This is a genomic window from Guggenheimella bovis (genome assembly GCF_054492335.1).
On record NZ_JBQWTF010000001.1, the window covers coordinates 1061279 to 1073877 of the forward strand.

Annotated in this window: 11 protein-coding genes; 9 read left to right on the forward strand and 2 right to left on the reverse strand. The window is 42.1% G+C overall.

Annotation, left to right across the window (positions count from 1 at the left end):
* Positions 1–3 precede the first annotated feature (3 nt).
* The 4 genes from pyk (at position 4) to ACUB3H_RS05225 (ending at position 5676) form a co-directional block, all read left to right on the forward strand.
* Entirely contained in the window at positions 4–1746 is a 1743-nt protein-coding gene (gene pyk, locus ACUB3H_RS05210; protein WP_459129604.1) for a pyruvate kinase, read from the forward strand.
* Positions 1743–2180 carry an acyl-CoA thioesterase gene (locus tag ACUB3H_RS05215; RefSeq protein ID WP_459129605.1) on the forward strand — a complete coding sequence of 146 codons (438 nt, stop codon included), beginning with the start codon at positions 1743–1745 and terminating at the stop codon, positions 2178–2180. The genes pyk and ACUB3H_RS05215 overlap by 4 nt, the downstream gene beginning before the upstream one ends.
* Before the next feature lie 77 nt (positions 2181–2257).
* Positions 2258–5389, forward strand: a complete 3132-nt coding sequence (locus ACUB3H_RS05220; RefSeq protein ID WP_459129606.1) for an alpha-mannosidase — start codon at positions 2258–2260, stop codon at positions 5387–5389.
* Between the two features lie 47 nt (positions 5390–5436).
* Positions 5437–5676 (forward strand): hypothetical protein, encoded by a 240-nt coding sequence (locus ACUB3H_RS05225; protein WP_459129607.1) that lies wholly within the window; start codon positions 5437–5439, stop codon positions 5674–5676.
* Between the two features lie 272 nt (positions 5677–5948).
* Here the strand turns inward: ACUB3H_RS05225 and ACUB3H_RS05230 are convergent, their stop codons facing one another.
* On the reverse strand, positions 5949–6383 hold the full coding sequence (locus tag ACUB3H_RS05230) for a hypothetical protein (protein ID WP_459129608.1): 435 nt from the start codon (positions 6381–6383) through the stop codon (positions 5949–5951).
* A 91-nt stretch (positions 6384–6474) separates the two neighbouring features.
* Positions 6475–6981, reverse strand: coding sequence for a hypothetical protein (locus ACUB3H_RS05235; protein WP_459129609.1), 507 nt, complete (start codon positions 6979–6981; stop codon positions 6475–6477).
* 71 nt (positions 6982–7052) lie between these two features.
* Here ACUB3H_RS05235 and rlmD point away from each other — a divergent pair, with 71 nt between their 5' ends.
* From rlmD to ACUB3H_RS05260, 5 genes are all read left to right on the forward strand, one after another.
* Positions 7053–8366: a 23S rRNA (uracil(1939)-C(5))-methyltransferase RlmD gene (rlmD, locus tag ACUB3H_RS05240; protein ID WP_459129610.1), complete on the forward strand. Its 1314-nt coding sequence runs from the start codon at positions 7053–7055 to the stop codon at positions 8364–8366.
* A 334-nt stretch (positions 8367–8700) separates the two neighbouring features.
* Positions 8701–9423 (forward strand): DUF4238 domain-containing protein, encoded by a 723-nt coding sequence (locus tag ACUB3H_RS05245; RefSeq protein ID WP_459129611.1) that lies wholly within the window; start codon positions 8701–8703, stop codon positions 9421–9423.
* Between the two features lie 113 nt (positions 9424–9536).
* Complete coding sequence (locus tag ACUB3H_RS05250; RefSeq protein WP_459129612.1) at positions 9537–10832, forward strand: hypothetical protein; 1296 nt, start codon at positions 9537–9539, stop codon at positions 10830–10832.
* Between the two features lie 176 nt (positions 10833–11008).
* On the forward strand, positions 11009–11602 hold the full coding sequence (locus tag ACUB3H_RS05255) for a type IV toxin-antitoxin system AbiEi family antitoxin domain-containing protein (RefSeq protein ID WP_459129613.1): 594 nt from the start codon (positions 11009–11011) through the stop codon (positions 11600–11602).
* Positions 11595–12428 (forward strand): nucleotidyl transferase AbiEii/AbiGii toxin family protein, encoded by an 834-nt coding sequence (locus tag ACUB3H_RS05260; protein WP_459129614.1) that lies wholly within the window; start codon positions 11595–11597, stop codon positions 12426–12428. Before ACUB3H_RS05255 ends, ACUB3H_RS05260 begins: the two co-directional genes overlap by 8 nt.
* Positions 12429–12599: the final 171 nt, after the last annotated feature.

Sequence of the window (12599 nt, forward strand, 5' to 3'; positions counted from 1 at the left end):
AACATGAGACAGACGAAAATTATCGGAACGATAGGACCAGCAAGTGAAAACGAAGCGCTGTTAAGAGAGATCTTTAAAGCTGGACTCAACATCGTTCGTTTTAACTTATCGCATGGAACACATGAGTCACACAAGAAGAACATCGATCTCGTGAAGAAGTTAAGAAAAGAGCTCGATCTTCCAATCGGTATCATGATCGATACCAAGGGTCCTGAAATTCGCTTTAAGACCATGAAGGCAGGAATCGTACTCGAAGAAGGAAGCGAGTTTATCCTTTCTTCTGGTGACTTTGAAGGTGATAACAAGAAAGCTTGTATTACTTACGAAGGTCTCTACCGCGATGTCGTTCCCGGTGGAAAGCTTCTCGTAAATGACGGAAAGATCGTCCTTGAAGTCATTCAGACGGAAGGAAAGGACATTCGCACGAAAGTCCTTCACGGAGGAGAGCTCACGACGAGAAAGGCACTCAATGCACCCGGCATTCGAGTCAAGCTTCCTGCTGTCACAGAGCAAGATGTAGAGGATATTCTCTTCGGTATTAAAGAAGACATGGACTTTCTCTCTCCCTCTTTCATTCGAAAAGCAAGTGATGTCTTAGAGATTAGAAAGCTTTTAGAAGCCAACAATGCAAGTCATGTAAAGATCATCGCAAAGATTGAAAACCACGAAGGTGTAGCAAACCTCGATGAAATTATTAAAGTGAGCGATGGCATCATGGTTGCAAGAGGGGACCTTGGCATGGAGATGCCGATTGAAGACGTTCCCATGACTCAAAAGGAAATGATTCGAAAGGCCAATCTCGCAGGAAAGCCTGTTGTTACGGCAACACAGATGCTCGAATCGATGACGAAGAGTCCACTACCGACGCGTGCGGAAGCAACCGATGTAGCAAACGCCATCCTAGATGGAACCGATGCCATCATGCTATCGGGAGAAATGGCATCAGGAGATTATCCACTGGAAGCTGTTCAGATGATGAACCGCATCAGTCTTGCAACCGAGTCAAAGCTCGACTTTGCTGACCTCTTAAAGCGCACAGAAAACGCCATGCACATGGATAGCGTCACCTATGCGATTAGCCGTTCCACTGTAGAGAGCGCGTATAACCTCCACGCGAAAGCCATTTTAACCGCTACGAGCAGTGGTTTTACTGCAGAGAAAACGGCTATTCATCGCCCCGAGTGCCCGATCATTGCAGGTACGACAAATGAGCGCGTACGTAGACAACTTTCTCTATTCCGCGGCGTTCATCCTTTCATGATGAAGCCTGCCTATAACCTCGATACGATCTTTGCTTCGCTTCAAGAGATGGGACTCGAAAGTGGTCTCATCGAAGAAGGCGATCTCGTCATCTTGACGTGTGGTGTACCGGTCGGAGTGAGCGGTGCAACGAATACCATGAAGGTCCACCTCGTAGGAGAAGTGACACTTAAGGGTACAGGTATCGGCCATAAGAAGCACTACGGAACGGTTCGTTTTGAAGAAGATAAGGACGAATTCATGCCCGGAGATGTCCTCGTCGCTCAAAGCATCGACGAATCGATGATCGAGCTTGTAAAGCTCTCTGGAGCCGTTGTAACAGTCGAGGGAGGATATTCTTCCCTAGGAGCCATTGCAGCACTAAACCTAGACATTCCTGCTGTCGTAGGCGTAGAACACGCACTAGAGAAGCTTCACCGCGGCATGCACGTTACGGTCGATAGCTCGCTCGGAATTATCTACAACAGCGTGAAGGGCAGACTATGATCTATAGAGAAAGAATCGAACCACGCTATAGTGAAACGGATAAGATGGGCATCATCTATCATGCAAACTATATCACCTGGTTTGAAATCTCAAGGACGAAGCTCAGTGACCATCTTGGCCTCCCCGTTCGAGAGCTTGAAGAATTAGGCATGCTCTTTCCCGTATTAAAGGTGGCTTGTGAGTACAAGTCTCCTGTGGCCTTTGGCGATGACGTCGAGGTCGAAGTCTTAATGACCAAGTACACAGGCGTAAGGCTTTGCTATGAATATACGGTCTTTAATAAGACGACGGGAAAAATTGCAGCAACGGGAAGCTCCCAAAGTGGCGTGACGAATGCAGAGCTCATTCCAAAACCCGTAAAGAGCTTTAGCACAAAAGTCGACGAACGATTTCGTGCCTACCACGAAGAATGCTTGAAATACCTTGAAAAGTAGCCAATGAGGCTACTTTTTTTCTTGAATTCAAAAGATAGCTGGGCTATGATGAAAGCATAATGATAAGGGAGGAAATGATGGAACCAAAGATTTTTGCTGTTGCAACGGCCCACCTAGATACACAGTGGACCTGGAACGTCCGTCGAACAATCAGTGAGTTCCTGCCCATGACCCTTCAAAAGAATTTTGAGCTGATGGAGAAGTACGAGAACTATCGGTTCAACTTTGAAGGTGCTTTTCGCTATGAGCTCATTCGGGAATACTTTCCACGACACTTTGAGCTCTTAAAGCAAGCAGTGAGTCTTGGGAAGTGGGTCGTTTCAGGAAATAGCTATGAATCCACAGATGTCCTCATTCCCTCCGAAGAAGCCCTCATTCGAAACATCCTCTATGGCCAGAGCTTTTTTAGAGAAGTATTAAATACGAAGAGCGAAGATCTCTTTTTACCCGACTGCTTTGGATTCTCAAACCACTTAGTGACCATCGCAAGTCACATGGGATTAAAGAGTTTTTCTACGCAAAAGCTTCAGTGGAACGATGCTTCAAGTGTTCCCATTCCCTTTAACATCGGAAAGTGGATGGGGCGAGATGGAAGCTTTCTCTATGCAGCCCTCCGTCCTGGTATCTACGAAACAACTTTTGATATGAGTCTTTTGGGTGGACCATATCGCGAACAAGCATTAAAAGAAGGACTCGTCGTTCTCTACTACGGAACGGGTGATGAGGGAGGAGCTCCTACAGAAGAAAGTGTCCAAGTTATCGAGGAAGATGTAAAAAAAGGAACAGATCCTGAGGCTGAGGTTCAGGTCATAAGTGCGAGAAGCGACGAGTTCTACCAAGATCTCTACCAAAAGGAACTACCGACCTACGAAGGAGAGCTCCTGTTAAAAACGCATGGCGTAGGGACCTTTACTTCAAGAGCCATCTTAAAAAAGTGGAACAGGCTTGCAGAGCGCTTAGCTTTCTACGCAGAAGGCGTCCATGCCATCGCATCCGACTTCGGATACGACTATCCGAGAGAAAATCTAACGAACGCCTGGAAGCGTTTCCTTTGGCATGGCTTTCACGACGACCTCACAGGAACGAGTATTCCTTCTGCCTATAGAATTTCTAAAAACGACTATCTATTAAGTATCGGCCAATTTTCTGACCTCATGAGTGCAGGAGTGAGAAGCTTTTCTCATCTACTCGATACAGAGTCGGATGGTGTCAGTGTCGTCGTCTTTAACCCGACGGGTTTTCCTCGATTGGCTCGAATCTCTTTAGAAGTTCCAGAGGGAAACTTTGTCATAAAGAATAAGGCAGGGGAGAAGCTCTTAACGCAGCTTCATGGGACAGAGCTTAGCTTCTTAGATTACCTCCCTTCCTTTGGCTATAAAGTCTACGACCTCGTTCAAGGAACGAGCGAGAAATCAAACGACTTATCGATAAAAAAAGATAAGGAATATATCTTAGAAAACGACTACTACCGCATTACGGTGACTTTAGAAGGAAAAGTTCGAAGCATCTATGATAAGGAGTTTTCGAGAGAGCTTTTAAGGTCTCCTATCCGCTTCGAGTTCTTTAAGGACACTTCAAAGACGTGGCCCGCGTGGGAGATCCTCTATGAAGATCTGAAAGAACCAAAGAAAGTAGATCTCACGCTAGAATCGATTCAGATTGTTGAAGAAGGACCCGTTAGTGTCGCACTAGAGATCGTCGAGCGTTACGATACGAGTGTCTTTAAATCGACCTATCGCCTTATTAAAGATACTAAGCGCATCGAAGTGAGCTTCGATATCGACTGGTTCATGAAAGCGACGCTCTTAAAAGTCGCCTTTAACCTTTTAATTCCAGGTAAAGCGAGCTACGACATGGGCGTCGGTGCCATCGAACGACCTGTAAATAGTGAAACGGGATACGAAGTACCTGCTCATGACTTTGTCGACCTTTCCGATGGAAACTTCGGAGTGAGTATCTTTAGTAAAGATAAGTACGGCTGGGATCATCCCGACGAAGAGACCATTCGTTTAACGCTCATTCATACGCCAGAGGGAACGTATAAAGATACACACCAGGACCTGCAAGACCTCGGAAAGCACCACACCGAACTTGCCCTCTTTAGCCATACGGAAGACTACAGAAGGTCGACTGTACGCGCGTCTTCTGACTACCACTACGAGCCCGTCGCCTTCTATAGCGATCCTCATCCAGGGCGCTTTAAAGAATTCTCCTTCATAGAAGTAGAGGATAAGAACTTAAGGCTTCTTAGCGTAAAACGAGCTGAAGCATCGAATCACCTTGTTGTTCGCGTGCAGGAGATGGCAGGAGAGGCACATGAAGAGGCAAGGATTCAATTTCACTCGAGAGTCGCTTCCGTTCACGAAGTAAACGGTATGGAAGAACTCATCAGTCAAAAGTCCATCATGAAGGGTTCAACGGTGGCCTTTCACATCGGACCTTATGAACTTAAGAGTCTACTTGTAGAGCTTAAGGAACAAGAGCCCGCAGAACCCATTCGAGAAAAGGAAATTCCTCTCGTCTATAACTACAACCTCTTTAGTCCAGAAGGATCGAATAAAATTAACGCCTTCCTTCCCATTGAAGTGACGCCAAAGACGCTCCTTTCAGGAAACGTTCACTTTACGCTCTATCCAGAAAATCTCTACAGCGTCATGAAGTGTACGGGGCAGAAGATCTTCTTACCAGATGACTTCGAACAGCTTCACTTCTTAGCAGCGAGTCTCGATGGCGATCGAGTGGTCGAATTTGAAGTCGATGGAGTAAAAGAGAAGCTCGTGATCGGAGACTTCTTTGAAGACATTGGAGGCTGGGAGGATCTATCCACTGATAGTGTGAGCTATCTTAAAGAGCAACGCGTAGCCTTCTATGCCACACATCTCCATACGCCCGATGGAAACATTCCCTATTCCTTTGGATACCTCTTCCATTACTCCTTAAGAGGAAGAAAGATCAAGTTTCCGAACAACGAAAAGATCATCGTCTTTGCAGCCACCGCTGCAAGCTACTATGAGCTAGAGAGTGCAAAGAGTCCTCTTACCATAAAAAGAGAACCCACCTACCTTCTACGTGTCGTAGGAGAGAGGGATCAGTACGTGAGAGCAGGAATGGACCTAAGACTCCTATTAGGAGATGGACACTTTGAACCAGACGTCAAAGTGATGCCTGCAAACGATCTAACACTCGAAAGAAAAGAGGTTCGTGTTTAAACTCACTTTTTGGGGTATGAATTTAGTACTCTTGAAAGGAGGAGAACATGGATTTAAAAGACACATTAGAAAAAGCTAAAAAAGAAGTTTCCACTTGGGACGACAAGGCTAAAGAAGCATTTGAAAATGTCAAAGACAAAGTAGAAGACTTTATCGAAGACAATAAACTAGATGAAAAAGCAAACGAAGCACGTAAGAAAGCTGAAGAAGGACTCGGAAAGCTTAAAGACGGTGCTGAGAACGCTTGGGAACAAGCAAAAGACAAACTAGAAGACCTTAAGAAGTAAGAAAAGTGCCTCAAAAGAGGCACTTTTTTCATGGTAAAAAAAAGCGCTCCCCACAAAGGGGAGCCAAAAAAGGGGAGTTATGAAAAGTTTGTCGGAGTTACTTTTCTCAATAGCTACTGCTACTATCGATAGTTTACGAATAGATTGTGTCAAACTTGTTTCAGATTGACATATTTTTGGGAATGCCTAGAAATGCCTAAGAAACAAGGGTCTGACGCACTCAGAGAATAGCCTATTTTTCTAATTATGTCAAGAAAAGCCCCATAGAGGCTTTACTTTCTAGGACCTTGATTGTAAGGGCAATTTCCCATGCCTTGACCTCTTCCCATGCCTTTATGACGTCCATGACCCATTGGGCTTTCTACGCCAGCTGCACGGAGTTTGTCTTGAATAGCATGCATTTGTTGCATCTCAGCATAAGTGTTCTCTTTGATCTTAGAAATGAGGAAGTCACCTTCTTCTTTCGTTAGAACCTTTTCTGAGACGAGGGCATTAACATAGTCGATGCGAGACTTCTGCATGGCATTAAAGAAGGCTTCACCCTTTCCGAGTTCTTCTGCCTTTTCCATGAGACGTGTTCCAGGAGTAGCTTCTACACCCGTTACTGATTTAAAGATGTCTTGTGGATTCTGTTTGGTTGCTGCAAATGTAAAACCAGTAATGAGTAGAGCCATTAGTAGTGTCGTTACAATCATTTTCTTCTTCATAATAGATCTCCTTTCGTATGAAGTGAGATCAGTATGGAAGGACAATGTGTCATATCTTTTTCATATTTTGCTACATTATGTCAATGTCGTTTCAAATGACATCATTTTCATCGCACTTTAATACATCCTCTACATCATCCTCTGTAACCCACAGCTCTTGTTCCTTCTTAGGAAAGAAGCGATCCAAGGGATTTTCCATAACAGGAATTGGTTCCACAGGTGCTGGAGTTTCAGGATTTACAGGCTCTACCGGTTCATCTGGAATCTCTTCAACAATCGTTACGAGCTTACCTTTAAAGAGATTCGATAGCGACTGAAAGAGGATGATGACGATCACTAAGGTTACGAGTGCACTCGGTTCAAAGGTACCACCGATCGTCTCTACCGGAATGTCTTTGGCAAACGCTTTAAAGGGATTTACCGCAAAATCCGTGTAATAGTAGAGTTTTCCGATGTACTCGTTAACACCTGCTCCAAAGAGTTTTAAAAGGACACGACCGACGAGAACAATGCCTATAAGGGCTCCTATGAGGGCAATGAGTTCTCTTAAAAAGGGACTACCACCCTCGACTTTTGTAATTCTTCTTTCTCTAGCCATATGTACTCCTTCCACCCTATTTGTACCCAAAAGAAGGAAAAAGAGCATGGTATAATATTCCAGAGGTAGAAATGGAAAAATATCGAGTGATCATAGAAGATCTAGGAGAAAACGGCGAAGGAATCGCCCATATCGATGGACTCACGGTCTTTGTAAAGAGGGCCACCTTAGGTGACGAAGTAGAGATCGAACCGATCAAAAAGAAGAAGAACTACTGGATAGCTAGAGTAGTAGAGATTGTCACGCCTTCGAAAGATCGAGTCGAGCCCCCGTGTAAACACTTCTATCAGTGTGGAGGGTGTCAGCTACTGGACCTCTCATACGAAAGGGAGCTAGCGTTTAAAGAGACGCTCGTAAAAGAGAGTCTAAGGAGAGTCGGGGGAATCGATGTAGAGGTCGAGAGAATCCAGGGAATGGAAGAACCGTACCACTATAGAAATAAGATGAGTTACCCTGTAAAGGACGGATCCATCGGACTCTACAAAGCACTTTCACACGACATCGTTCCGATCGAGGAGTGCGTCATCTATGATCCAGAAGCACTAAAGATACTAGAGGTCGTTCGAAAGCATCTAAAGGGCTTTAAGAGCTATAACGAAGAGACGCATACGGGTTCACTAAGGCACGTTCTCATCCGTTCGAATGAAAAGAAGAGTGAGCGCATGGTCGTCCTTGTTAGAAAGGACAAAGAGGACTTTAGAAAGCTCATAGAAGAACTAAAGAACCTAGGAATCGATACGATTGTAGAGAATGTAAACCTCGAGAGGGGAAACCGCATTCTAGGAGATAAAAATATTGTTCACGTAGGAAGTGGAACGATAGAAGATGAGCTTCTAGGGCTCAGTTTTCACATCTCACCACACTCCTTCTTTCAGGTGAATCACAGACAGACGAAGAAACTCTATTCTATTGTTAAAGAGAAGGCGAATCTCACGGGAAAAGAAGTCGTCGTCGATCTCTATGCAGGAATGGGAACCATAGGATCTGTCCTTTCGAAGGAAGCGAAGCACGTCTATTCGGTAGAGGTTGTAAAAGAAGCCGTACGAGACGGCATAGAGAGCGCTAAAGAGAATGGCTTAAGAAACATCACCTTCATCGAAAAGGACGCGAAAGACGCCTTTAAAGAGATTCTAAAAGAGACCCCTATAGATCTCATTGTCGTAGATCCACCCAGAAAAGGACTCGACCCCGAACTCATCGAAACCATCATCGCATCAGGTACAGAGCGCATCATCTACGTCTCCTGTAAACCCTCGACACTCGCTCGAGACCTAAAACTCTTTAAAGAGGGAGGGTACGAGATTCAAAGTGTAAACCCTGTCGACATGTTTCCTCATACGGTGCATGTGGAGACGGTCTGCTTGATGTCTAGGAAAGAGAAATAAATAGCGAAAAGTAGCGTATTTACGGGCTTTTTTGAAGTTAGGCAATAGCTCATGAAAGTCCGTATTTCTTATATTGAAACATATCTACTGTAAAAACGGCCAGAGGGTTTAGGCTGTGGATTAGATGTCGTGGGTTGTGGCACTAGGATAGATGTTGTCCAATCCGGCAACTCGACTGTCAGCAATATGGCAGGTAGTGGATTAGATGTTATGGAAGGAGGAGTTTTGTATGCCAACCAAAAAGCAGCATTTTGTACCACGTGTTTATATGAAAGCTTGGGAAACGCAAGTATAAACACTTAAAGAGCCTGATAAAAAATTCAATGGAATTTATGTGATTAAAGACGGAAGTACTGGTGATGGAGCAAACAGAAATTCCGTACTTTGGAAACCACATCTGTATACCATCAATTTTAAGTATTCTTTTATTTGCAATTCATGTGCCAAAGTAAAATCACAGTTTGTTGACATGATTTACGAGTTGCTAAGAAATGAATTTAAACAGCCTGTTGGCCTTGGAAGAAGCGAAAGAATTATCCCAGTAGATACTGCAAGGGATATGTTGGCGTCTTTTTTCATTATGCTTTGTAGAAATCCTGAATTTGATACTATGGGTATTTATACACAAATTAAAGAAAACTTGTTGTATCCTGTCTTTGACTCGATGTGTAAAGACGAGGATGTTGAAACAGTAGACGTGGAGACAAACGAAGGAAAAGAGTATGCTGATGAGTTAATGACGGGAATATGGTATTCTGAGCTCTATAAAATGTTCTTTAAGAATACAGGTGGATTTTATCATAATGTTGTGCAATTCGCGTTAAGCGGTTGTCAGATGATTCTTTTCGAGGCATGCGATAACGCAGGTTTTTTTATCACATCTGATAATCCTGCATTCGAACATAAATCAGCTGTTGTTGAGAGAGATAATGGTAGTGGTCTTGTTTTTCCGATATCTCCTAAATATCTAGTTTTTGTTGCTAAAGGAGATGAAGGAATTAATGTTGTTGACCATAGATTGCAGATGCAGAAACTATTAAAAAGTTCAATAGAATAATCAATTCGCACAAGACGGAAATAATAATCTCTTCATCAAAAAGCTTAATGGATGTGACGTAGTTCGCAAAAATTACAAAGCCTATTATAGAAACAATAGGAGGGGCAGAACATATGGAATACATAGGAATAGGTATTGTCATAGCTGTAGTAATAGCAGCAGGCATTATCATCTATACAAAATTTAATAAGCGTGAGGCTATTCCATCAGGGGATTTGGTATCAGTGTCATCAACGACAACCAGTGGAAAAGATGAGCTTGCTGAGATTCATCAGGAAAATGAACTTATTATTCAGATGGAGATGCTCCCGGCTGAAGCTATTGATGATGAAACTAAGCTGGTAGAAATTACCGATAGCAAGGTTCTGGCATACGTAAATAATCTGGTTCCGGGATTAGCTCAGGCCGGTAATGCAGTCAATAATGCTGCACAAGCTGTTCAAGCAGCAAATGGTGAAGTGTTATATCGTGCGGTTATTCCGGCAGGGGCCAAACTGACAAAATCTAAAGCAATGGAAGGTGCTGTTCGCGGTATCTATCATGGTGCAGATGGGATTAAAGGTCATGTCAATCTTGTAGCTGTAGAAGCACAAAAAGGGACTTCGGTAGTTGCTAATACTGCTGCAGCGGCAATGGGCGTAGCATCGATGGTTGTTGGCCAGTATTACATGACTCAGATAAATGCTGAGCTGGGTGAAATCAGTGATGGTATTTCTCAGATACAGGATTTTCAGGATAATGAGTATCGTAGTAGAGTGTTTTCGCTCGTGGCTCATGTAAAGAAGATTGCTGATTTCCAAACTGAAATTTTAGAAAATGATGAATTGCGTCTTTCGAAGATTGCGCAGCTTGATAGTTTGGAAGAAGAATGCACACAGCTTCTTGGACAAGCAAATCTAACACTCGCAGGTTTCGCAAAGAAAACGGGTCTGGATTATGAAGCTTATGAGAAGGCATTAGGCAATGCACAGAACTGGTTTATGTATCAGAAGTCATTATTGGATGTACTTTACAAGATATCTGATTTGAGATATACATTGCACTTAGGCGTTGTCTCAAGAGAACAGTGCGTTGCGTTATTACCAACCTACACTAAGCAAGTAAGCGAGACGCAAGAACGACTTACAGCATGGCATGATGGAACGACTCAGCACCTAGGCATCGAAACCGACGAAATTCGCAGAAGAAGAGCTGGATTTGATAGCGTGATTCATTTCATACTGGGACTGTTTAATGATGATTTCAATTTCCGTTCAATAGAAAAGAAAACAGCAAAAATGATTACTGCGCAGGCATCTGGCCATGAATCATTACATGTTGTAGATACATCAGAGCTATATGCAGAAGATGTTCAGCTAATTTCAAAAGACGGAAAGATTTATTATCTTCCTGAAAGTAAAGATGAATAATAAAAACAACCCTCTCAACCTGAGGTGACCCCAAAAAGTTGAATTTTTAGGTCCAACTTTTTGGGGGCAGTTCATACCTTTCGCCCTACTTTTTCTTGAAATATCAAATTAATAGTTGCAATTGTGCTTACTAAACGGTACAATGTAAGCACAAATACAACAAGCAGAGGGATACTATGGACTATGCAAAACAAATAAAAGAGAATATGAAAAAAACAGGTGGGGTCATTACAAGCAAAGAGGCGAGAGACTCCAATATTCCTACGATATATCTTACACGAATGGCACAAACAGGTGAGATTATTCGAGCAGACAGAGGAATATACATTCTCCCTGACGGAGACTATGATGAATATTACTTTTTTCATAAACGATATAAAGTTGCTATATTTTCCTACGTATCTGCTCTCTATCTTCATCAATTTACGGACATAATCCCGGAGGAAATAGAAATCACAGTGTATAAAGGCTATAACCCTCATCGTATAAGCGGAAATGTAAAAGTTCGCTATGTAACAAAAGCGATTTATAATTTGGGCGTTACAGAATGTGAAACTGTCTTTGGAAATACTGTAAAGGTCTATGACTTGGAAAGAACGATTTGTGACTTTGTTAAAAATAGAAACGAAATAGAGACGGAACTTTTTTCTAAAACCATCAACAAATATGTTCGTGATAAAAACAAGGATTTGAATAAACTATATGAGTATTCCAAGAAGATGAAGATATATGAAAAAGTAAAAGAAATTTTGGAGGTTGTTTATGAATAAAGGCAAGTTGAGAGCTGTGTGCCAAAAAATATCAAAAGAAACAGGGCTTACTTTTAATCAGGTACAGACGCATTATTTTTTAGAAAGTATTTTAGAAAAGATAGCAGATAGTGATGAGAATGAAAATTTTATTTTCAAAGGCGGGTTTTTACTTGCAAATGTAATCGGAATCAGGCAAAGAAGCACAGTAGATATTGATTTTCTGATAAGAAGATTCTCACTTACAGAAAAAAATATTGAGCAAAGATTTAAGAGAATTCTTCAGACCGGAAAAGACAACGGTATAACTTATGAAATTCAAAAGATTGAAGAAATCCATAAAGAAGATGAATACGGCGGTTTTAGGATTAAGATTCTTTGCAGATTGGAGAATATAAAACAGGTTATTCCGCTTGATATAGCGACGGGTGATCCGATTACGCCAAATGAAATATCTTACGAGTACAAAAGCATTTTCAGCGATAAAGTTTTTGAGATTTGTGCCTATAACATTGAAACAATGCTTGCCGAGAAGATTCAAACTGTCTTTCAAAGAGGGGTATTTAACAGCAGAAGTAAGGACTTCTATGATATTTATGTTTTATATCATCTGAAGAAAGAGGAAATAGACTTTGGAAGTCTAAAGAAAGCGTGTCAAAATACATTCAAGCACAGAAACACGGATTTTAACATAGACAGCATTCTTGGTGTATTACAGAATTTAAAAGATGAGCAAGACCTTAAAACACGATGGAAAAGTTATAAAAAACGATTTACCTATGCAGAAGAAGTCAGTTTTGATGATGTGATAAGTACAGCGATGGAACTCATAGAAAAAATAAGATAACTTATTAAAAAAATATAAGATTTGATTGACGATTAGAGATAAAGAAAAACAGCCTAATGGACAGTGGTTAAAGTCAATAACTTTCAAGCTTCCAATCATTGACGAGGACTTGAATATAAGTTTGGACAATGATGAGCATGTGGAGACGGTGGTAGTGATGAAAAAATAACT

Bases quoted from the DNA above. Each gene is read 5' to 3' on its own strand.
- pyk (WP_459129604.1), top strand. From the start codon at position 4: ATGAGACAGACGAAAATTATCGGAACGATAGGACCAGCAAGTGAAAAC.
- ACUB3H_RS05215 (WP_459129605.1), top strand. From the start codon at position 1,743: ATGATCTATAGAGAAAGAATCGAACCACGCTATAGTGAAACGGATAAG.
- ACUB3H_RS05220 (WP_459129606.1), top strand. From the start codon at position 2,258: ATGGAACCAAAGATTTTTGCTGTTGCAACGGCCCACCTAGATACACAG.
- ACUB3H_RS05225 (WP_459129607.1), top strand. From the start codon at position 5,437: ATGGATTTAAAAGACACATTAGAAAAAGCTAAAAAAGAAGTTTCCACT.
- ACUB3H_RS05230 (WP_459129608.1), bottom strand. From the start codon at position 6,383: ATGAAGAAGAAAATGATTGTAACGACACTACTAATGGCTCTACTCATT.
- ACUB3H_RS05235 (WP_459129609.1), bottom strand. From the start codon at position 6,981: ATGGCTAGAGAAAGAAGAATTACAAAAGTCGAGGGTGGTAGTCCCTTT.
- rlmD (WP_459129610.1), top strand. From the start codon at position 7,053: ATGGAAAAATATCGAGTGATCATAGAAGATCTAGGAGAAAACGGCGAA.
- ACUB3H_RS05250 (WP_459129612.1), top strand. From the start codon at position 9,537: ATGGAATACATAGGAATAGGTATTGTCATAGCTGTAGTAATAGCAGCA.
- ACUB3H_RS05255 (WP_459129613.1), top strand. From the start codon at position 11,009: ATGGACTATGCAAAACAAATAAAAGAGAATATGAAAAAAACAGGTGGG.
- ACUB3H_RS05260 (WP_459129614.1), top strand. From the start codon at position 11,595: ATGAATAAAGGCAAGTTGAGAGCTGTGTGCCAAAAAATATCAAAAGAA.